Annotated in this window: 20 protein-coding genes, 1 tRNA gene and 1 pseudogene; 11 read left to right on the top strand and 11 right to left on the bottom strand. The window is 72.7% G+C overall.

The window, feature by feature from the left end:
• Positions 1–58: 58 nt before the first annotated feature.
• From hpaE to HMPREF3105_RS05050, 5 genes are all read right to left on the bottom strand, one after another.
• Complete coding sequence (gene hpaE, locus HMPREF3105_RS05070) at positions 59–1,603, bottom strand: 5-carboxymethyl-2-hydroxymuconate semialdehyde dehydrogenase (protein WP_070708902.1); 1,545 nt, start codon at positions 1,601–1,603, stop codon at positions 59–61.
• Positions 1,604–1,683: 80 nt separating this feature from the next.
• Positions 1,684–2,385 (bottom strand): GntR family transcriptional regulator, encoded by a 702-nt coding sequence (locus tag HMPREF3105_RS05065; RefSeq protein ID WP_070708901.1) that lies wholly within the window; start codon positions 2,383–2,385, stop codon positions 1,684–1,686.
• The gene (locus HMPREF3105_RS05060) at positions 2,382–3,986 is read right to left on the bottom strand and encodes a fumarylacetoacetate hydrolase family protein (RefSeq protein ID WP_070708900.1); all 1,605 of its coding nucleotides are present in this window, start codon (positions 3,984–3,986) and stop codon (positions 2,382–2,384) included. The genes HMPREF3105_RS05065 and HMPREF3105_RS05060 overlap by 4 nt, the downstream gene beginning before the upstream one ends.
• Positions 3,987–4,080: 94 nt before the next feature.
• Positions 4,081–5,295 carry an aminotransferase-like domain-containing protein gene (locus HMPREF3105_RS05055; RefSeq protein WP_070708899.1) on the bottom strand — a complete coding sequence of 405 codons (1,215 nt, stop codon included), beginning with the start codon at positions 5,293–5,295 and terminating at the stop codon, positions 4,081–4,083.
• A gap of 72 nt (positions 5,296–5,367) precedes the next feature.
• The gene (locus HMPREF3105_RS05050) at positions 5,368–6,102 is read right to left on the bottom strand and encodes a GerMN domain-containing protein (RefSeq protein WP_036339682.1); all 735 of its coding nucleotides are present in this window, start codon (positions 6,100–6,102) and stop codon (positions 5,368–5,370) included.
• Between the two features lie 158 nt (positions 6,103–6,260).
• Here HMPREF3105_RS05050 and HMPREF3105_RS05045 point away from each other — a divergent pair, with 158 nt between their 5' ends.
• The 4 genes from HMPREF3105_RS05045 to pdxT all read left to right on the top strand — a co-directional run bounded on the left by HMPREF3105_RS05045 (position 6,261) and on the right by pdxT (position 9,381).
• A complete protein-coding gene (locus tag HMPREF3105_RS05045) occupies positions 6,261–7,106 on the top strand; it encodes an HpcH/HpaI aldolase/citrate lyase family protein (RefSeq protein WP_036339679.1) in 846 nt (281 codons plus the stop codon).
• A gap of 51 nt (positions 7,107–7,157) precedes the next feature.
• Entirely contained in the window at positions 7,158–7,643 is a 486-nt protein-coding gene (locus HMPREF3105_RS05040) for a DedA family protein (RefSeq protein WP_036339675.1), read from the top strand.
• A 115-nt stretch (positions 7,644–7,758) separates the two neighbouring features.
• Positions 7,759–8,703: a pyridoxal 5'-phosphate synthase lyase subunit PdxS gene (gene pdxS / locus HMPREF3105_RS05035; RefSeq protein ID WP_036313496.1), complete on the top strand. Its 945-nt coding sequence runs from the start codon at positions 7,759–7,761 to the stop codon at positions 8,701–8,703.
• A 42-nt stretch (positions 8,704–8,745) separates the two neighbouring features.
• Positions 8,746–9,381, top strand: a complete 636-nt coding sequence (pdxT, locus tag HMPREF3105_RS05030; protein WP_036339672.1) for a pyridoxal 5'-phosphate synthase glutaminase subunit PdxT — start codon at positions 8,746–8,748, stop codon at positions 9,379–9,381.
• Between the two features lie 32 nt (positions 9,382–9,413).
• Here the strand turns inward: pdxT and ald are convergent, their stop codons facing one another.
• On the bottom strand, positions 9,414–10,556 hold the full coding sequence (gene ald, locus HMPREF3105_RS05025) for an alanine dehydrogenase (protein WP_070708898.1): 1,143 nt from the start codon (positions 10,554–10,556) through the stop codon (positions 9,414–9,416).
• A gap of 44 nt (positions 10,557–10,600) precedes the next feature.
• Between ald and HMPREF3105_RS05020 the strand changes: the two genes are divergently transcribed.
• A complete protein-coding gene (locus HMPREF3105_RS05020) occupies positions 10,601–11,098 on the top strand; it encodes a DUF456 domain-containing protein (RefSeq protein ID WP_020628226.1) in 498 nt (165 codons plus the stop codon).
• Between the two features lie 23 nt (positions 11,099–11,121).
• Here HMPREF3105_RS05020 and HMPREF3105_RS05015 read toward each other — a convergent pair whose 3' ends face one another.
• Together HMPREF3105_RS05015 and HMPREF3105_RS05010 are read right to left on the bottom strand one after the other, a co-directional pair.
• Complete coding sequence (locus HMPREF3105_RS05015; protein WP_070708897.1) at positions 11,122–11,850, bottom strand: FadR/GntR family transcriptional regulator; 729 nt, start codon at positions 11,848–11,850, stop codon at positions 11,122–11,124.
• A gap of 79 nt (positions 11,851–11,929) precedes the next feature.
• The gene (locus HMPREF3105_RS05010) at positions 11,930–13,591 is read right to left on the bottom strand and encodes an L-lactate permease (protein WP_070708896.1); all 1,662 of its coding nucleotides are present in this window, start codon (positions 13,589–13,591) and stop codon (positions 11,930–11,932) included.
• Between the two features lie 201 nt (positions 13,592–13,792).
• Here HMPREF3105_RS05010 and HMPREF3105_RS05005 point away from each other — a divergent pair, with 201 nt between their 5' ends.
• From HMPREF3105_RS05005 to HMPREF3105_RS04995, 3 genes are read left to right on the top strand one after another with little or no spacing between them, the layout of a single operon-like run.
• Positions 13,793–14,656 carry a (Fe-S)-binding protein gene (locus HMPREF3105_RS05005; RefSeq protein WP_070708895.1) on the top strand — a complete coding sequence of 288 codons (864 nt, stop codon included), beginning with the start codon at positions 13,793–13,795 and terminating at the stop codon, positions 14,654–14,656.
• Positions 14,653–16,293, top strand: a complete 1,641-nt coding sequence (locus HMPREF3105_RS05000) for a LutB/LldF family L-lactate oxidation iron-sulfur protein (RefSeq protein ID WP_070708894.1) — start codon at positions 14,653–14,655, stop codon at positions 16,291–16,293. The genes HMPREF3105_RS05005 and HMPREF3105_RS05000 overlap by 4 nt, the downstream gene beginning before the upstream one ends.
• A complete protein-coding gene (locus HMPREF3105_RS04995) occupies positions 16,290–16,985 on the top strand; it encodes a LutC/YkgG family protein (RefSeq protein WP_020624126.1) in 696 nt (231 codons plus the stop codon). Before HMPREF3105_RS05000 ends, HMPREF3105_RS04995 begins: the two co-directional genes overlap by 4 nt.
• A gap of 32 nt (positions 16,986–17,017) precedes the next feature.
• On the opposite strand, the gene HMPREF3105_RS04990 is transcribed toward HMPREF3105_RS04995, so the two are convergent.
• From HMPREF3105_RS04990 to HMPREF3105_RS04985, 3 genes are read right to left on the bottom strand one after another with little or no spacing between them, the layout of a single operon-like run.
• Positions 17,018–17,227 carry a hypothetical protein gene (locus HMPREF3105_RS04990; protein WP_020624127.1) on the bottom strand — a complete coding sequence of 70 codons (210 nt, stop codon included), beginning with the start codon at positions 17,225–17,227 and terminating at the stop codon, positions 17,018–17,020.
• 21 nt (positions 17,228–17,248) lie between these two features.
• The gene (locus tag HMPREF3105_RS13350) at positions 17,249–17,377 is read right to left on the bottom strand and encodes a putative transporter small subunit (RefSeq protein WP_036339645.1); all 129 of its coding nucleotides are present in this window, start codon (positions 17,375–17,377) and stop codon (positions 17,249–17,251) included.
• 33 nt (positions 17,378–17,410) lie between these two features.
• Positions 17,411–19,108: a sodium:solute symporter family protein gene (locus HMPREF3105_RS04985; protein WP_070708893.1), complete on the bottom strand. Its 1,698-nt coding sequence runs from the start codon at positions 19,106–19,108 to the stop codon at positions 17,411–17,413.
• A gap of 352 nt (positions 19,109–19,460) precedes the next feature.
• Here HMPREF3105_RS04985 and HMPREF3105_RS04980 point away from each other — a divergent pair, with 352 nt between their 5' ends.
• The 3 genes and pseudogenes from HMPREF3105_RS04980 to HMPREF3105_RS04970 all read left to right on the top strand — a co-directional run.
• The gene (locus tag HMPREF3105_RS04980; protein ID WP_060974163.1) at positions 19,461–19,871 is read left to right on the top strand and encodes a VanZ family protein; all 411 of its coding nucleotides are present in this window, start codon (positions 19,461–19,463) and stop codon (positions 19,869–19,871) included.
• A gap of 34 nt (positions 19,872–19,905) precedes the next feature.
• Positions 19,906–19,978: transfer RNA gene (locus HMPREF3105_RS04975), tRNA-Ala, on the top strand.
• A gap of 246 nt (positions 19,979–20,224) precedes the next feature.
• Positions 20,225–20,430: pseudogene (locus HMPREF3105_RS04970) on the top strand (glycosyltransferase family 4 protein); the annotation flags it as partial.

Here is a 20,430-nt window from a genome sequence, read left to right as displayed (position 1 = left end):
CGCCCGCACCGTCGCGGGGACGGTGCGGGCGCCGTCGTGGTCACCGGTCGGCGCGGGCTCAGCCGTCGATCTTCGCCGCGGCCTGCTCCTGCTTGCCGAACACCGGGTTGTGGACCTCGCCGAGGTTGATGTGCACGGCCTGCTGATCGGTGTAGAAGTCGATCGAGCGGTAGCCGCCCTCGTGGCCCAGGCCGGAGGCCTTCACCCCGCCGAACGGGGTGCGCAGGTCCCGCACGTTGTTGGAGTTCAGCCACACCATGCCGGCCTCCACGTTCTGCGCGACGTTGTGGGCGCGCTTGAGGTCGTTGGTCCAGATGTAGGCGGCCAGGCCGTACTTGGTGTTGTTGGCCAGCTGCAGGGCCTCCTCCTCCGTGTCGAAGGGGGTGATGGCCACCACCGGGCCGAAGATCTCCTCCTGGAAGATCCGGGCGTCCGGGGCCACGTCCGCGAACACGGTGGGCTGCACGAAGTTGCCCTCCGGGAAGCCCTCCGGGCGGCCGCCGCCGGCCACCAGGCGAGCCTCGGTCTTGCCGATCTCCACGTAGGACATGACCTTCTCGAAGTGCTCCGGGTGCACGATGGCGCCGACCTCGGTGGTCTCGTCGTCCGGCAGGCCGACCTTCACACGGGAGGCCTGGGCGGCGTAGCGCTCCACGAACTCGTCGTAGACGGAACGCTGGACCAGGATGCGGGAGCCGGCGGTGCAGCGCTCGCCGTTCAGGGAGAACACGCCGAAGATGGTCGCGTCGATCGCCGCGTCCAGGTCCGCGTCCTCGAACACCACGGCCGGGGACTTGCCGCCGAGCTCCATGGACAGGCCCTTCAGGTGCGGGGCGGCGTTGGCGAAGATGATCTGGCCGGTGCGGGACTCGCCGGTGAAGGAGATCAGCGGCACGTCCGGGTGCTTCACGAGCGGGTCGCCCGCGTAGCCCTCCTCGCCGAAGCCGTGCACCATGTTGAACACGCCCTGGGGCAGGCCGGCCTCCTCGAAGATCCCGCCCCACAGGGAGGCCGAGAGCGGGGTGAACTCCGCCGGCTTCAGGACCACCGAGTTGCCGGTGGCGATGGCCGGGGCCAGCTTCCAGGACTCCAGCATGAACGGGGTGTTCCACGGGGTGATCAGGCCGGCGACGCCGATCGGCTTGCGGTTCACGTAGTTGATCTGGCGACCCGGCACCTTGAAGGTGTCGTCGTGCTGGGCCACGATCAGGTCCGCGAAGAAGCGGAAGTTCTCGGCGGCGCGGGCGGCCTGGCCCCTCGCCTGCTTGATCGGCAGGCCGGTGTCGAAGCACTCCATCTCGGCCAGCTGGTCGCCGCGGGTCTCCATGATGTCGGCGATCCGGTGCAGCACACGGGAACGCTGGCGCGGCAGGGCCTGGGACCATTCGCCGGACTCGAAGGCCCGCTTCGCGGCGGCGACGGCGCGGTCGATGTCCGCGGCCTTGCCGGAGGCGGCCGTCAGGTACGGCTCGTTGGTCACCGGGTCGAGCACCTCGAAGGTGTCGCCGTCGATCGAGTCGACGAACTCGCCGTCGATGTAGTGGCGCAGGACGTCGGGCAGGCCCTCGGGCTTGCGGGCCTCGATGCTGGTCTTCTCCGTCATGGTGTCTCTTTCGCTGAGTGCTTCGGGGGCGGATGGTCGGGGTCTGGCGCCGACGACGTCGGCGCCGGTCCGGCCGGCGGTCACGCGGACGGCTCGGCGCTGTGCTCCAGGTAGGCGCGCAGGGTGTTCAGGCGGTGGGCGCGGGCGGCGGCCTCGATCTCCTCGAAGCGCGCCCCGTCCTCGATCAGGCGCAGCAGGTGCTCGTGCTCGTCCACGGAGGCCACCGCCCGGCCGGGCACGTACGCGAACGTGGAGGAGCGCAGCGCGGCCAGGCGGTTCCAGCCGCGGTGCACCAGGTCGTGCACGTGCTCGTTCTGGTGATGCTCGAACAGGATCGAGTGGAAGCGGCGGTTGAGCTCGGTGAACGTCACCGGGTCCCAGGCCGTCTCCGACTCCGTCATCGCGCGCATGGTCGCGTTCACCTCGCGGGCCGCCGCGAGGTCCTCGGCGGTCACGTGCGGGGCGCACTGGGCGGTGGAGAACCCCTCCACCAGCGCCAGCGTCTCCATGGTGTGGCGGTACTCGACCGGGTCGATGCCCACCACGGTGGCGCCCACGTTGCGCTCGTAGGCCACCAGCTTCTCGGACTGCAGGCGGCGGATCGCCTCCCGCACGGGCACCACGGACATGCCCAGCTCCGCGGCGATCTGGGACAGCACCAGCCGATCGCCCGGCTCGTGGCGCTGGTCCCGGATCCCCTCCAGGATCGCCTGGTAGGCACGGTCCGCCTTGGAGACGGGGGCGCTTCCGAGGCTGACCGTTCCGATGCCCGTACGGCTCATGCTCGCCCGTCGCCCTCCGGGGCCGGGGCGTCCGGCAGGGTCTTGCGGTACTCGTCGAATTTGGCCTTCCACTCGGCGTTCGGGGGGAACATCCCGTCCACCGGGTGGCCGGCCTTGACCTGCTCGTACGCCCAGGCGTCCTGGAGCTCCTGCTCGTAGGCGTCGTCCACGACCTCCTGGAGCAGGGACGGCGGGATGACCACCACACCGTCGTCGTCGCCGACGATGATGTCGCCGGGCTGCACGGTGGTGCCGCCGCAGGCGATGGTGCCGCCGACCTCCCAGGGGATGTGACGGCGGCCCAGCACGGCCGGGTGCGTGGCGCCGGCGTACACCTGGAGGCCGACCTCGGCGACGGCGGCGGAGTCGCGGATGCCGCCGTCCGTGATCACGGCGTTCGCGCCGTTCACCTGGGCGCGCAGGGCCAGGACGTCCCCGAGGGTGCCGGTGCCGTGCTCGCCACGGGCCTCCATGACCACCACGTCGTCCGGCTGCACCGAGTCGATGGCCCGCTTCTGGGCGTTGAAGCCGCCGCCGAACTCCTTGGCCAGGTCCTCGCGCTTGGGGATGTAGCGCAGGGTCTTGGCGTAGCCGAGGACGCGCCGACCCCGGTGGATCGGGCGCGGGCCGTCGATGGTCGCGTTCTGGACGCCGCGCTTCTGCAGCTGGGCGGTGAGGGTGGCCACCGCGATGGCGTCGATCTTGGCGCGCAGCTCCGGGGTCAGCAGGGAGCGGTCCGGCTGCGGGGCGCTCGCGACCCAGTGGCCGTTCTCGTCCACCGCGGACGACGACGGCGCCGCGGCCTGCGGGGCCAGGCCGGCGGCCTCGCGGGAGCCCCAGGCCTCCTCGCGCTGCACGTCGTCCACCTGCGGCTGCGCGCCGAACGGGGCCAGGGAGTGCTCCGAGTCGACGACCGTCGTCACCAGGCGGCCGGTGGTCGGTGCGCCGGGGGCGCTGGGGGCGTCCACCTCCACCTCGACGACGTCGCCCGGCTGGGCCACGGAGGACCCGGCGGGGGTGCCGGTGAGGATGACGTCGCCCTCCTCGAGCGTCATGAGCTGCGAGAGGTCGGCCACGAGCTGGCCGAACGGGAAGACGAGGCCCTCGGTGGTGTCGTCCTGGACGATCTCGCCGTTGACCCAGGTGCGCACGCGCAGGGCGGCCGGGTCCAGGCCCGCGGCGGAGATCACCGCGGGGCCGAGCGGGGTGTAGCCGTCGCCGGACTTGTTCTTGACGTTGGAGCCCTTGTCCGCGTGGCGGAGGTCGTAGAGGCCCCAGTCGTTGGCGGCGGTGATGCCGGAGACGTGCGACCAGCCCTCCTTTGGGCTGACGCGCCGGGCGGTGCGGCCGATGATCAGCGCGATCTCGCCCTCGTAGGCGAGCAGCTCGGTGCCGGCGGGGCGCTCGATGGTGTCGCCGGTGCGGGCGAGGGAGGTGCCGGCCTTGAGGAAGTAGCCGGGGGCCTGCGGGGACCGGCCGCGCTGGGCGATGCGGGAGGGGTAGTTCAGGTGGACGGCGAGCACCTTGCCCGGCCGGTTCTCCCGGACGGTGAAGTCGTGCTCGGTGACGGTGGGCGTGGGATCCGGTGTGCTCTGCGTCATGGTCTAGATCGTATACGATCTCGCGGGCCCGGGGAAGAGGTCGCACGTCCGGCAGACGCGCCGGGCCGACGTCGTCGTGGGCGCCCGCCGCGGCTCAGCGGGCCCGGTCGATCGACTCGTTCACCGCCGGGGCCAGGCGCCGCACGCCCTCCAGGAGCTTCTCGGCCGCCACGAACGAGTACGCCAGGCGCAGGGTGGAGTGCGTGCCCTCGACGGGGGTGAAGGCCGCCCCCGGCACGAACACCGCGCCCGCCTCGATGCCGCGGTGCATCACCTCGAGGGTGTCCACCCCGGCCGGCAGGGTGGCCCACAGGAAGAAGCCGCCCTGCGGGGTGATGAACTCGACCGCCGGGTCCCAGTGCTCACGCACCGCGTCCACGAGCGCCGCGGCCCGCTCGCGGTACAGCCCGGTCACGTGGCGGACGTGGCCCTGCCAGTCCAGCTGCGTGACGAAGGCGGTGGAGAGCATCTGCGAGTACGTGGACGCGTGGATGTAGGCGGACTCCGCGCACAGGTAGAACTCGCGCTTGAGCGCAACCGGCACGAGCGCCCAGCCGATGCGCACGCCCGGGGAGAAGATCTTGGACATCGTGCCGAGGTGGACCACGTTGTCCCGGTGGTCTGCGGCGATCGGGGCGACGGGCTCGCCGTCGAACGCGATCTGCCCGTACGGGTTGTCCTCCACGATGAGCACGCCGTGCTTCTCGCAGATCGCGCCCACCTCGGCGCGGCGGCCCGGGGGCAGCAGGGCGCCCGAGGGGTTCGCGAACGAGGGGATCGTGTAGAGGAAGGCCACGCGGCGGCCCTCGGCGGCCAGGCGGGTCAGGGTCTCGTCGAGGGCCGCGGGCACGAGGCCGTGGTCGTCGGTGCCCGTGGCCACGGCCTCGAGCTGCCAGGTGGTGAAGGTGGTCAACGCGCCCACGAACGTGGGGTCCTCCACCACGACGACGTCGCCCGGGTTCGCGAACGCCCGGCAGGCGGTGTCGATCGCGGCCTGCGAGCCGGGGGTGATGACCACGAGGTCGGGATCCGCGTCCGGGATGCCGTCGGCGGCCATCACGGCGGTCGCGGCGGCGCGCATCTCCTCGGTGCCCTGGCCGGGGCCGTACTGCAGGGACTCCGTGCCGAACCGGGTCATCAGGTCGGAGGCGATCCGGCCCAGCTCGTCGAGGGGCAGGTCGGCGAGCCACGGGTTCCCGCCCGCGAGCGAGATGAGGTTCGGGTCCATCGCGATGTCGAAGACGTCGCGGACCGCGGACTGCTTCACGCCGACGGCGCGCTGGGACAGGTGTTCTCGGAGGTTCCGCACGCTCGGCACCCTATAGCACGACGCGGCCGACGATGCAGGCCCGATGACGGGCGACGACGGCGGGTCGCGCGATCAGGGGGTGCTCGGCTCCTGGGCGGGGGACCACGTGCCCTGGGTCGGCTCGGCGGGACCCCAGGACGACTCGCCCTCCGGCGCCCACGTCTGCTCACCGGATCCGTCGCTCGGCTCCCCACTCGGCGCGGGGTCCCCCTGCGGGACGTCCACGGGCTCGCCGAGGCGGAGCGGCTCGAGCCCCAGCACGTCGTCGAGGTCCCGGCCGTCCACCTCGAGCCGGACCTGTCCCGCTGACGTGAAGGCGGCGGCGGTCGCCTGCAGCTGGGCGCGGATCCGCTCGGCCGTGCACTCGTCCTCCGGCGTCACGGTGCCGGTGAAGGTGAAGATCTCCACGTCGCCCGCGCGGCGGTGCCCGGTCGGGGTGAGGGTCTCGCGCGCGTCGAACACGGCGTTCCACAGCGACGGGTCGCCGTGCCAGCCGCGCTCGTCCGCGAACAGGAAGTCCAGGGCGGTGTCCGCCTCGTCCTCGGTGTCCGTCGGCACGGTCTGCACGGGCACCAGCAGGTCGCCGCAGCCGAAGGGCCGGCCGCTCGTCCCCGGGACCGCCTCCGCCTCGGCGACGGCGAGGTAGACCGTCAGCGGCTGATACCCCTCCGTCGCGGGCAGGGGCACGCCGTCGTCGGACGCCGAGTCCTCGGCCAGTCCGGGGTCGACCGCGCAGCCGGCCAGCAGGCACGCGGCGGCCACGGCACCCGTGATCCGCAGGGCGCGGGAAGGGGAGGTCGGGCGCATCGGGTACTCCTGGCGGTCGGGGGTCGGCGGCGTCGGACGGACCGACGGCCTCTCCATGCTACGGCCGTCCGTCTCGCCCGCCGCGAGCGGATGTGAGGCCTCCCGCGGGTGGGAAGGGGCCCGCGGGCGGACGGCCGCGGCGGGCTAGGCTGGAGGCCATGCCCGTGAGGAACCGTCGCGCCGCCGCCCTGCCCGCCAAGCTCAGCCGCTCCTGGCTGCTGGTCAACGCGGCCACCCCCGACGCGTTCGCCCCCGCCCTGGCCTCCGAGGCCGACTCCGTCATCTTCGACCTCGAGGCCGCCGTGCCGGAGGAGCAGAAGGACGCGGCCCGCCAGCACGTCGTGGACGCCCTCTCCGGCGGCATGACGGCGTGGGTGCGCATCTCCGCGACCTCCACGGACCACTGGCAGCGGGACCTCGAGGCGCTCACGGGTCTCGACGGCGTGCGCGGCGTCGTGCTGGCCGAGACCGAGGAGCCGGAGCAGGTCACGTTCACCGCGATGCGTCTGCGCGCCGGCACCCCGGTGATCGCCCTGCTGGAGTCCGCCCTGGGCATCGAGAACGCCACGGCCGTGGCCAAGGCGCCGGGCACGTTCCGTCTCGCCTTCGGCGTGAACGACTTCCGCAAGGACGTCGGCGTCGGCGAGGACCCGCTGGCCATGGCCTACGCCCGCTCCCGCATGGTGATCGCCTCCCGCGTGGGCGGTCTGCCCGGGGCGATCGACGGACCGCCCGGCAACACGGACGGTGAGGACGCGGTCATCCGCTCCTGCGCCGTCACCGCCTCGATGGGCATGACCGGCCGCCTCGTCCTGAACCCGGATCAGGTGGACTGGGTCAACCGGGCGATGTCCCCGTCCGAGGACGAGCTCGCGTGGGCCCGCGACCTGCTCGAGAAGCACGCGCAGGGCGCCGCCGTCGGCGACGGCTCGTACCTGCCCCGCGTGCTGCGTGCCCAGAAGATCGCGGACCTCGCGGACTCGTACGGGCTCTGGAACGCGTGAGCACGGCCGGGGCGCGCGCTTGAGTCCCCGCACCGACGGGTGGCTCCGCCCATGATGGCGTGGATCGACGGGCTGCCGCTGCTGTGGTCCATCGGGTTCTTCTGGATGCTGGCGATCCTGCGCACCCTGATCGTGTTCTCGCTCGGGCGGGGGCTGGCCTCCGGCGTCGAGCGGACCCGATGGTTCGCCCGCGTGATGGAGGGTCCCGTCTATGTCCGAGCCCAGCGCTTCATCCAGCGCCACGGGGTGTGGGCCATCCCGTTCTGCTACCTCACGGTGGGCATCCAGACGGCGGTGATCGGCTCCGCCGGCGTCGCCCGCATGCCCTGGCGCCGGTTCCTGCCGGCGGCCGCGCTCGGCACGTTCCTGTGGGGCGTGGTGTACGGGACCGTCGGGATGGCCGTGGTGTGGGCCGTCATCGGCGCGGCGCTCGGAGAGGGCCGGGGCGTCCTCGCCCTCGTGCTGATCCTCGCGGCCGTGGTCGCGTTCGTCGTCTGGCGCCGACGCCGTACGCTGCGCCGGCACGGGGCCGGGTGACGTCGTCGTCCGTGACGCGGGCCGGGGTCCGCCGCCGGGGGACTAGAGTTGGCCGCGTCTTCGCCCCGGCCAGCCGCCCCGCGGCCGGGGCCGCCACCCCTTCGGAAGGACCACCATGAGCGACGAGCGCGCCCGCAGCTTCTCCGCCTCCACCGCCTCCGCCGCCGACGACGGCGCCCGCGGCACCGGCACGACCCGCGTCAAGCGCGGCCTGGCGGACATGATGAAGGGCGGCGTGATCATGGACGTCGTCAACGCGGAGCAGGCGCGCATCGCCGAGGACGCCGGTGCCGTGGCCGTCATGGCGCTCGAGCGGGTCCCGGCCGACATCCGCGCCCAGGGCGGCGTGGCCCGCATGTCCGACCCCGACCTGATCGACGGCATCGTCGAGGCCGTGTCCATCCCCGTGATGGCCAAGGCGCGCATCGGCCACTTCGTGGAGGCCCAGGTGCTGCAGGCGCTCAAGGTGGACTTCATCGACGAGTCCGAGGTGCTCTCCCCGGCGGACTACGTGAACCACATCGACAAGTGGGACTTCGATGTGCCCTTCGTGTGCGGCGCCACCAACCTCGGCGAGGCCCTGCGCCGCATCACCGAGGGCGCGGCCATGATCCGGTCCAAGGGCGAGGCCGGCACCGGCGACGTCTCCGAGGCCGTGAAGCACATCCGCACCATCCGCAAGGAGATCGCCCAGCTCCAGGGCCTGGCCCAGGATGAGCTGTACGTGGCCGCGAAGGAGCTGCAGGCGCCGTACGAACTGGTGCGCGAGGTCGCCGAGACCGGCGCCCTGCCCGTCGTGATGTTCACCGCCGGCGGCGTGGCCACCCCGGCCGATGCGGCCCTGATGATGCAGATGGGCGCCGACGGCGTGTTCGTGGGCTCCGGCATCTTCAAGTCCGGCAACCCGGCCGAGCGCGCCCGCGCCATCGTCAAGGCCACCGCCCAGTTCGATGACCCGATGGCGGTCGCCGAGGCCTCCCGCGGCCTGGGCGAGGCCATGGTGGGCATCAACGTGGGCGACCTGCCCGCCCCGCACCGCCTGGCCGAGCGCGGCTGGTGAGCCGCGGAGTCCCGGGTGCCCGGAGGCCCTAGGGTCGGGGCCATGGTGAGTCCACAGAAGACCGTCGGCGTGTTCGCGCTCCAGGGCGATGTGCGGGAGCACGCCCACGTGCTCGGGTCACTGGGCGCGCGCACGCGCCCGGTGCGCCGCCCCGCGGACCTCGAGGGTCTGGACGGCATCGTGCTGCCCGGCGGCGAGTCCTCCGTGATGGACCGCCTCGCCCGGATCATGGGGCTCAAGGACCCGCTCATCGCCGCCCTCCGCGACGGCCTGCCCGCCTACGGCACGTGCGCGGGGCTGATCATGCTGGCCCGGGAGATCCGCAACCCGGCGCCGGATCAGGGCGGGCTCGGCGTGCTGGACGTGGCCGTGCGGCGCAACGCCTTCGGCGCGCAGGTCGACTCGTTCGAGGAGGACCTGGACGTCCCCGCGGTCGCGGCGGAGCCGGTGCACGCCGTGTTCATCCGCGCCCCCGCCGTCCTCCAGGCGGGGGAGGGCGTCGAGGTCCTGGCGAGCGTGCCGGCGTCGCGTCTGTCCGTGCCCGCGGCGGACCCGGGGCTCGACGGCGACGCGCGGCTGCCCGTGGCCGTGCGGCAGGGCCACCTGCTCGCCACGGCCTTCCACCCCGAGGTGACCGGCGACTGGTCCTTCCACCGGGCGTTCCTCGCGGGGCTCTGAGCGGCCGGCCCCGCGCGCGACGGGCGCGGGGCTCAGGCCTCCGCGAGGACCTCGGAGGTGACGCGGACGTCCTTCCGGGGGTCCAGGCCGAGCTCGTCGGCCACGGCCGTGGCGACGGAGGGCAGGGTGAGCACGCCGTCGTGCGCGTTGAGGCCCCCGGCGAAGCCCTCGTCCGCGGCCAGGGCCGCACGCCATCCGAGGTCGGCGATGCGCTTGATGTAGGGCAGCGTCGCGTTGGTCAGGGCCGAGGTGGAGGTCTGCGGCACGGCGCCGGGCATGTTGGAGACGCAGTAGTAGATCTTGTCCCCCACGAGGTACGTCGGATCCTGGTGGGTGGTGGCCCGCGAGTTCTCGAAGCAGCCGCCCTGGTCGATCGCGATGTCCACCAGCACGGAGCCGGGCCGCATGGACTCCACCATCTCGGCGGTCACCAGCTTCGGGGCCGCAGCGCCGGGGATCAGCACGGAGCCGATCACGAGGTCCGCGTCGGCCACGGTCTCGCCGATGTTCAGGTGGGACGAGGCCAGCGTGCGGATCCGGCCCTGGTGGACGGCGTCCAGCTGCGCGAGCCGCTCGAGGGAGATGTCCAGGACGGTCACGTCCGCGCCCATGCCCGCGGCGATCACGGCCGCCGCCTCGCCGGCCACACCTCCGCCGATCACGGCCACCCGGGCGCGGCGGGTGCCGGGCACGCCGCCCATCAGCACGCCCGAGCCGCCCTGCGGCTGGAGGAGGTGGTAGGCGCCCGCGGCGGGGGCCAGACGGCCGGCCACCTGGCTCATGGGGGCCAGCAGCGGCAGGGCGCGACCGCGGGTGACCGTCTCGTAGGCGATCGCCGTCGTCCCGGCGTCCAGGATCGCCCGCGTGCACGCGGGGGAGGCGGCCAGGTGCAGGTAGGTGAAGAGGACCTGGCCGCGGCGCAGGCGGCCGTACTCCTCCGGCTGCGGCTCCTTGACCTTGAGGACCAGCTCGGCGCGCTCCCAGAGCTCGTCGACGTCGTCGACCAGCTCGGCGCCGGCGTCGCGGTAGTCCTGGTCCGAGGCGCCGGAGCCGACACCGGCCCCCGACTGCACGAGGACCTGGTGGCCCGCGCGCACCAGCTCCTGGACCCCGCCCGGCGTCAGGGCGACACGGAACTCGTTGTTCTTCACTTCGGTGGGCACGGCGACCAGCATGCGGCGAATCTAGCCCATCCGGCCCGTCCCGTCATACTGGTGCGGTGACTCCCGCGCTGATCTCCCTCGTGGCCGTGCTCCTGCTCCTGGTGGGGCTGGTGGGCACCGTGTACCCCGTCCTGCCCGGCTCGCTGCTCAACCTCGTGACGGCTCTCGGCTGGGCCGCGCTGCTGGGTTCCCCCGCGTCCTGGACGTTCGGCGTCATCGCGGCCGGTCTCGCCGTGGCGGGGCTGAGCGCGTCCGCGGTGCTGACCGGCCGGCGGCTGCGGCGTGAACGCGTCACCCGTGGCCCGATCCTGTGGGGGGTGGCCGGCGCCGCCGTCGGGTTCTTCGTGATCCCGGTGGTGGGTCTGTTCCTCGGCTTCGCCGTCGGCCTGTTCGCCTCCCAGTGGGCCCGCACCCGGGACGCCCGGACCGCCCTGAGCAGCTCGATCGGCGCGCTCACGGCCATGGGTGTGGGCATGCTCGTGGAGTTCTGCTGTGCGCTGGGCTCGCTGACCGCCGTGGGCGTGGGCGCCCTGGTGCACGGCGTCACCGCCTGAACCGCCCGAGCCGTCCGCCCGGGTCACCCGGCGGCGGGCACCCTGCCGGTCTGGGCGAGGGCGGCGAAGCCGAGGACGTGCTCCCGCAGCTCCTGCGCGGCCGCCCGGCCGTCCCCGGTGGTGGAGGCGGCGAGGATCCGCCGATGGTCAGCCTGCAGGCCGGCGCGGACGGCGGGCCAGTCGGACAGCCCGGCCACGGTCTCGGTCACGTAGCCGATGGTCGCCTGGCGCAGGGAGTCCAGCATCATCGCCGTCACGACGTTCCCGCCCAGCGTGGCCAGCCGCACGTGGAACTCGGTGTCGAGCAGGTGGAAGTCCTCCTCCGGCAGCGCGGGGTCGTCCATCCGGTCCAGCAGGGCTTCCGCCTCGGCCAGGACGGCGACGCTCTCGGGGTCGCCGGACGTGGCGGCGGCAGCCTGCGCCGCATCGGTCTCGAGGAGCACGCGCGCGGCGACGACGTCGGCCATCGGCAGGGACCGCGTGGCGATGTGCAGGCGCAGCGCCCAGCCCAGCGCCGCGGACGGCTCGGAGACGACGACGGCGCCCGAGTTCGGCCCGGAGCCGGCGCTGGCGCGGATCAGGCCCATGGCGTCGAGCATCCGGGTGGCCTCCCGCACGGACGCCCGGGAGATGCCGAAGCGTTCGGCCAGGGTGCGTTCGCCGGGCAGCTTGTCCCCCACGGCCACGGCGCCGGAGCGCAACTCGGCCTCGAGCCAGTCGAGCACGATGGTGTAGGCGGGGGCAGCGGTCATGGACGGACCTTCCGAGGGGGCGGGACGGCGACCGCCCATCCTATCGACGGACGCCGCCCCGCTCGGGTGGTGCAGGTGGTCAGCCCGCCGCCGGCAGCATCCATGCCAGCACGTTGGACTGCAGGTACACGAGCGTGCACACCGCCAGCAGGAGCACGAGCGACCACACCACCACGCGGCGCAGGATCTCGGACTCCCGGCCCTCCATGCCGACCGCCGTCGCGGCGATCGCCAGGGACTGCGGGGAGATCATCTTGCCCACGACGCCGCCGGAGGTGTTGGCGGCCACCAGCAGGGCCGGATCGGCGCCGATGTTCGTGGCGGCGGTCTGCTGCAGGGTGGAGAACAGCGCGTTCGCGGAGGTGTCCGAGCCGGTCACGGCGGTGCCGAGCCAGCCGAGCACCGGGGACAGGAACACGAAGGCCGTGCCCAGGCCGGCCACCCACGTGCCCATGGCGACCGTCTGGCCCGAGAAGTTCATGACGTAGGCCAGGGAGAGCACGATCACGATCGTCAGGGCGGACCAGCGCATGCGGGCGAAGCAGCGGCCGATCTCGGCGAGCGCGTTCCCCACCGAGAGCGGGAACCGGCCGTCATGGTCGAACCGGGAGTAGACCACGGCCATGATCAGGCCGGCGATCAGCAGCAGCGTGCCGGGGGAGGCCAGCCACTCGAACTTGTACACGGTGCTTGCCAGCGGTGCGCCGGAGGCGTCGACGAGGTGCCCGTCGAGCCCGGGCCACGGGATCTTCGCGGTGACGGAGTTCAGGGCCGCGGTGATCGGGGGGACCAGCTTGGCCAGGGCGAACACGGCCACGACCACGATGTAGGGCAGCACGGCCATGAAGATCCGGCCGGGGGTGAGGTCCTGCGCCGCCGCGCGGGCGGGGGCGTCGAGGCGCTGGCGGGCCTCCTCGGCGCCGCGCGGCCGCCAGAAGCGCAGCAGCAGGACGGCGGCGGCGAGGGAGACCAGGGAGGCCACGACGTCGGTGAGCTCGTAGGAGAAGTGGGTCGAGGCCAGCCAGATGGCGACGGCGAAGCTCGTGCCGATCACGATCAGCGCCGGCCACGTCTGCCGCACGCCGCGCAGCCCGTCGATGATGAACACGAGCAGGAACGGCACGAACACGGCCACGAACGGGGCCTGGTGGCCGACGATCGCACCGATGTGCGAGGCGGGGATGCCGGTGAGCGTGCCGGCGGTGGTGATGGGGGTGCCCACGGCGCCGAAGGCCACGGGCGCGGTGTTCGCCAGCAGCACGGCGGTGGCCGCCCGCAGCGGGGGCACACCCAGGCCGAGCACCATGGTGGCCGTGATGGCCACGGGGGCGCCGAAGCCGGCGAGGGCCTCGAGCAGGCCGCCGAAGCAGAACGCGATGAGCACGGCCTGGATGCGGATGTCTCCGCCGCCGAGCGAGTCGAAGATCGCGCGCATGTCGTCGAATCGCCCGGAGAGCACGGTGACCTGGTAGAACCACAGCGCCATCACGACGATCCAGACGATCGGGAACAGGCCGAAGGTCGCTCCCTGGGCGGCGGCCAGCGCCGCCAGGTGGGCCGGCATGTGGAAGCCCAGCACGGCCACGAGCAGAGCCACCACGAGCGCGGCGAGTCCCGACTGCCAGGCCTTGAGGCGCAGGCCGAGGAGGGTGGCGAAGAACGTCAGCAGGGGCAGGACGCCGAGCGCGGCGGAGAGCGCGACGCTGCCGGCGGCATCGGGGGTGGGGGTGAAGGTGTGCACGGGGGTCTCCCGGTGGGCGAGGGGACGGGGCGGAATCCGGTCGGGCCGGTGATGGTCGGACCACTGTGGTCAGACCAAGGAGCGTACTGTGAGGGCGGTCACCTTGCAAGGGGCTGGCGTGATATGGTCTGACCACTACGGCACCCGTGTGCTGCCGCACCGCACGGCGCCCCAGGCGCCCCGTCCGGAACGGAGACCGGCATGAGAATCGCCCTGTTCGCCACATGCATCGTGGACGCGATGTATCCCAAGGTGGCCCTCGCCACCGTCCGCATCCTCGAGCGGCTCGGCCATGAGGTGGTCTTCCCGCCCGGCCAGGGCTGCTGCTCGCAGATGCACGTCAACAGCGGGTACGTGGAGGACGCCCTGCCCGTGGTGCGCAACCACGTCCGCACCTTCATGGAGGCCGACTACGATCTCGCCGTCGCCCCCTCCGGCTCCTGCGTGGCCTCGCTCGGCCACCAGCAGCCGGACGTCGCCCGCTCCTGCGGGGACGAGGGGCTGGCCCGCGACGCCGAGGTCGTCGCCTCCCGCACCCTCGAGCTGTCCCAGCTGCTCACGGACGTCCTCGGGGTGACGGACGCCGCGGCCCAGCTCGGCTCCTGGTTCCCGCACACCGTGACCTACCACCCCTCCTGCCACGGCATGCGCCTGCTGCGCCTGGGCTCGCGCCAGGAGGACCTGCTGCGCACCGTGGCGGACATCGACCTGCGCCCCCTGCCGGACGCCGAAGAGTGCTGCGGCTTCGGCGGCACCTTCGCCCTCAAGAACCCGGACGTCTCCGCCGCCATCGCGGAGGAGAAGATCGAGAAGGTCACCGCGTCCGGCGCCTCCCTCTGCACGGGCGGGGACGCCTCCTGCCTGCTCCACCTGGACGGGGCCATGCACCGTCGAGAGGCGCGCGGCCAGGACGGCCGCCCGCTGCGCACCGTGCACCTCGCCGAGATCCTCGCGGCCACCCGGGAGAACCCGCTCGAGGTCGACGGCCCCGTCGAACTGTCCATCCCCGCGTCCGCCGGCGTCCGCCGCGGACTGTCCGCCCGTGTACAGGAGGCCCGCCGATGAGCACCGCACCCACCCGCGTGCGCCTGGGAATGCCCACCGTCCGCCCCGTCCACGGCGAGGGCGAGATCCTGCTGAACACCCCGTTCCCCGAGTCCGCCCGCGAGCAGCTGAAGAACGGCCAGATGCGCGCCAACATCCGCCGGGCCACCCACACCATCCGTGCCAAGCGTGCCGGCGTCGTCGAGGAGCTGCCGGACTGGCAGGAGCTGCGCGCCGCCGGCTCCGCGCTGAAGCAGTCCGTCATGGCGGACCTGCCCGCGCTCCTGGAGCGGCTCGAGTCCGAGGTCACCGCGCGCGGCGGCGTCGTGCACTGGGCCCGGGACGCGGCCGAGGCCAACCGCATCATCACGGAGCTCGTCACCGCCAAGGGCGTGGACGAGGTGATCAAGGTCAAGTCCATGGCCACCCAGGAGATCGGCCTGGACGCCGCGCTCGAGCATGCCGGCGTGGCCGCCGTCGAGACGGACCTGGCCGAGCTCATCGTCCAGCTCGGCCACGACCGGCCCAGCCACATCCTCGTCCCGGCGATCCATCGCAATCGCCGGGAGATCCGGGACATCTTCCTCCGGGAGATGCCGGACACGGACGAGAGCCTCACCTCCGAGCCGGCCGATCTGGCCGAGGCCGCACGCCGGCACCTGCGCGAGAAGTTCCTGAGCACGAAGGTGGCGATCTCCGGGGCGAACTTCGGCGTCGCCGAGACGGGCACGCTCTCCGTCGTCGAGTCGGAGGGCAACGGCCGCATGTGCCTGACCCTGCCGGAGACGCTGATCACCGTGATGGGCATCGAGAAGCTCGTGCCCACCTTCGAGGACCTCGAGGTGTTCCTGCAGCTGCTGCCGCGCTCGTCCACGGGCGAGCGGATGAACCCGTACACCTCCATGTGGACGGGCGTCACCGAGGGCGACGGTCCTCAGGAGTTCCACCTGGTCCTGCTGGACAACGGCCGCTCCGCGGTGCTGTCCGACCCGAAGGGCCGTTCCGCGCTGCACTGCATCCGCTGCTCGGCGTGCATGAACGTGTGCCCCGTGTACGAGCAGACCGGCGGCCACGCCTACGGCTCGGTCTACCCGGGCCCGATCGGCGCGATCCTCTCCCCGCAGCTCACCGGTGTGGACGCGGGGGAGAACGGCACCCTGCCCTACGCCTCCACGCTGTGCGGCGCGTGCTACGACGTCTGCCCCGTGGCCATCGACATCCCCTCGATCCTCATCCACCTCCGGGACGAGGACGTGCAGGCCACCCACGCCGCCCGGAAGGCCCTGCGCACGGAGAAGGACGCCGCTGCCGGCCCCCTGGCCCGCGCCAAGGCGGCGGTGGAGTCCGTCACGCCCTCGCAGATGGACGTGGCGATGAAGGGCGCCTCCGTGGTGATGTCCTCGGGTCGGCGCATGTCGCTGGCCGAGCGGGGCCTGGGGTTGGGCCGGGTCGCGGCCGGGCCGGACCGGGTGCTCGGCTGGCTGCCGGGCATCGCCGGCGGGTGGACCGACGAGCGTGACGTGCCGGCGCCCCCGCGGGAGTCCTTCCGCAACTGGTGGGCCCGCCACAAGGATGAGACCGAGCACCGGACCGCCCTGGACGGCGTCGCCGGGCTGGACCGCCAGGAGGACGAGCACGTCGAGGAGGACGGACGATGAGCGAGGCGAAGGCCGAGATCCTGCGGCGCATCCGCGAGGCGACGGCGGACGGGCCGGTCGCGGACCCGGTGCAGCGCACCTACCGGCGGACCTCCTCCCGGGACCGGGCCGAGGTGGTGGAGATGCTGCGCGATCGGCTGATCGACTACCGGGCCTCCGTGCGGGACGAGACCGAGGAGACGGTGGCCGCGGCCATCGCCGAGCTGCTCGGCCCGGACGCCCGGTACGTGGTGCCGGCCGGCCTGGAGCCGGACTGGCTCCCCACGGACTCCCGCGGGGCAGGCCGGGAGCGCATCACGGAGCCCGCGGTGGGCCACACGGGGGAGCGGGCCGCGGTCCGCGGCGCCCACGACGGCGAGCGCGAGCCCCTCAGCGTGGACGCGCTGAACGAGGTGGACGCGGTGGTGACGTCCTCGACGGTCTCCTGCGCGGAGACCGGGACGATCTTCCTCAGCGGCCGCCCCGACGAGGGCCGCCGGGCGATCACCCTGGTCCCGGACCACCACGTGTGCATCGTGCCGCTGGACTCCGTGGTGGAGCTCTTCCCGGAGGCGCTGGCCCGCGTGGAGGCGACGGCGCCGATCACCATGATCTCCGGTCCCTCGGCCACGAGCGACATCGAGCTCGAGCGCGTCGAAGGCGTGCACGGGCCGCGCCGCCTGGACGTGATCCTGCTCGACCGCGCTCGCTGACGCGGGCGCGGTATAGCAGGGGATCGAGCGGGTCAGGCCCCCTCGACGACGGCGCCGCCGGCGCGGCCCGTCTCGAGGTGGGCCTGACGCTCCCGCACGCCGCCGTACAGGGCGACGAACAGCAGCGCGAGACCGGCGGTCACGAGCAGGTGTTCGAGCCCGGCGATGCCCGGGATGGCGGCCGAGGTCTCGGCGGGCGTCAGGCGGAAGACCGTGTCGAGGGCGAGGACCACCAGGGTCACGGGCCGCCCCCGGCGGAGGCCTCAGATGATCGAGCGGCCCTCGCGGCGGGCCGCGGCCCAGTCGGCGACGAAGCCGCGGGCGATCGCGACGAGGACGGCCAGCACGAGGACGGGCCACATCAGGACGTACAGGGTGAGACCGACGGTCATGCGGATGCTCCTTGTGAGTCGATGGACGGGGGATCAGGACACGGGGGCCGAGGCGCGCTCGACCTGCGGCAGGTCCTCGGTCGCGGGGTCGAAGTCGCCGGTCACGCGCGCGATCCGGTCGAAGTCGAAGTCCTGCCCGGAGCGGACGGACAGCCCCCAGCACACGAGGAAGGACACGGCGTAGGCCACGAGCGAGCCCGTGAGGGTGGCGTAGTCCCGCAGGAAGCCGTAGCCGAGGAACAGCATCACGACCGAGGCGATCGCGCCGACCACGACCGCCGGACGCAGGCCGAAGAAGCCGAAGCACATGATGCCCAGCACGACGCCCACGCCGAGGATCGCGAGGGTCTCCACCACGAACGCCCAGGCTCCCTCGATCGGGATCCACTCGAAGCGCACGGGCAGGAACACGGCCAGCGCGGCGAGCACGGACACCGTGAACGCGACGTTGGTGATCCTGCCCCAGTAGAAGGACGCGATCACGGGGAACACGAGGCAGCCCCACAGGGCGCCCACGAAGACCAGCAGGTCGAGGATGTCGAACTTGGCGGTGGCGAAGTACAGGGCCGCCGCCGTCGCCACGATCATGGTGATGCGGCCGATCAGCAGCATGGTCTTCGGGTCGGCGTTCTTGCGGCCGACCGACTGGCCGTAGACGTCCGTCATCACGATCGACGAGAGGGCGGACAGGTCCGAGTCGGCGGTGGAGGACAGCGAGCCGATGATCATCAGGAACGCCAGGGCCACGAGCGCCAGCGGCAGGTGGTCGGCGACCATCTGCGGCAGGAGGTTGTTGACGTCGCCGTCGAGCGGCTCGACGCCCAGGTAGAGCGCCATGACGCCGAGCATGCCGACGCCGATCACGGTGCCGCCGTAGCCGAGGGTGGCCGTGATGAAGGTGGGCTTGATGAGGTCCTCACGCACGGCGAAGAGGCGCTGGGCGATGGTCTGGTTGCCGATCGCGTAGGCCAGCACGGCGGCGATGTACGGCGCCCCCTGGTTCATGAACGCCTCGGAGGAGAAGAAGCTTTGCTGCTGGGCCGTGACGTGGCCGGCCTCGACGCCGGCCTGGAACATGCCCGGGCCGCCCGCGGCGAAGAACACGGCGGGGATGATGATGACGGTCGCGCCGAGCATGGCCATCACCTGGGCGAAGTCGGTGAGCACGGAGGCGCGGAAGCCGGACCACAGGGTGTACAGCAGCACGCCCGCGGCCACGATCAGGATGCCCGCGCCGAAGGACAGCGGGGACAGCAGGGAGATCAGGGCGCCGCCGGCGATGAAGTTGGAGGTCAGGGAGATGACGGAGCCGAGCACGTTGGAGCCGGCCAGCATGAGCTGCGACGAGCGGCCGTGCCGGGCGTACATGACCTCGGCGAGGGTGTGGGCGCGCGGCGCGACCGCGCGGATGCGGCGGCCGAACGGGTAGATGAACAGGATCATCAGGGCGCCCCAGAGGCCGTAGTGGAGGGGGCCGGAGACGCCGTACGTGTAGCCGGCGGTCACGGAGGCGTACATGGAGGCGGCCCAGATCCAGGTGGCCGTCATGGAGGCGGCGGACACGCCGAAGCCGATCCGATTGCCGGCCGTCATGTAGGCGTCGGCGTTCTCCTTCTTCTTGGAGATGGCCACGGACATGATCATGGTCCCGCCGTAGAACGGCGCGACGAGCAGGATCACCCCGATCACGCCGAGCTGGGTCAGGGATGCTGCGTCCTGGGAGGGCGGCATCGGACTTCCTTTCGCACGAGTGACTGTGGACGTCCCGATCCCCCGGCGCGGTCCGGTCAGGGCACGGCTCCGCAGGGCGGAAGGTGGCGTACCGATCACGTCGCGGCCAGGGGGCCGGGGAGGTGGAGGGCATCCCGCCGGGTCCCGAGTCCACGAACGGCGAGCTCTCTGCTCAAGCCATCGCGGTCCCTCGGCCCTGGGCGGCGCTGTCAACACCGGCATCCTGGCGGAACGAGCCCACCCGGATGGGGTGATCATCACATGATCGGCGCAGAAATGGCAAAAACATAGATCCTTTTCAGCAGGGCGGGGACCATGAGTGCCCGGCGCAGAAGCCGGACAGAATGGGCGGATGACCGTTCCTTCCGGCTCCCCGGCCGCTCCCTCCGCCCCCGCTTCCCCACGACGGCGCCGCGCCCTGGCGGCGGCGCTGGCCGTCGCCGTCGCGGTGCAGCTGGTGGTGCTGTACCTGCCGGGCGAGCAGGTGCCGGAGGCCGGGTTCACCGTGCCCGGACTGGACAAGGCGATCCACGTGGCCGTGTTCGCGCTGCCCGCGTTCCTCGCCGTGTGGCGGGGGCGGAGCGCGTGGTGGGCGCTGCCGTTCGCGGTGCACGCGCCGGTGAGCGAGCTCGTGCAGCACGCGTGGGTGCCGCTGCGGACGGGGGACCCGGTGGATGTCGTCGCGGATCTGGCGGGTGTGGTGCTCGGCGTGGTCGCCGCGGGGCGCCGCCGGATTGGAGGATCGGGGGCGTCGGGCGTATGATGGTCCGGTGCACTCCTGCGGGAGGGCATGACCTGGGGCTATAGCTCAGTTGGTAGAGCGTTTCGTTCGCAATGAAAAGGTCAGGGGTTCAATTCCCCTTAGCTCCACGGACCGTCCCGGTCCGCGATCCTCGAGGTCGCGGGCCGGGACTTTCTCGTGACGGGGGCGTGTGCGCCTGCCCTGCCCTCACCCCCGGGAGGGGGGCCGGCGCTTCCGGGGGGACCCCCCGGGTGTCTACAGTGCCGGGGTACGTCAGCGCGGACGTGATGCGGTCGTGTCACCGCAGGTCAGTCGCGCTTCTGCCGCCCCGCACGGGGCCGTTCGGCCCGGCCCGGGCCGGGAAGGGGACGCCGATGCGCATCAGCGTGCTCACCCACATGCTCCACCCCATTCGTTCGCCCTACGAGGGCGGGCTGGAGATGCACACGGCCATGACCGTGGAGCACCTCGTGCGCCGGGGCCACGACGTCACCGTCTACGCGCGGGAGGGCACCCGGGTGCCGGGCGACGTCGTCGCCGTGCTGCCCGCCGAGGGCGCCGGCCCGGGCCGCGCGGGCGC

The organism is Micrococcus sp. HMSC31B01 (assembly GCF_001816085.1).
Classification (GTDB): Bacteria; Actinomycetota; Actinomycetes; order Actinomycetales; family Micrococcaceae; genus Micrococcus; species Micrococcus luteus.
This window is presented reverse-complemented; position numbering and strand designations above follow the sequence as displayed.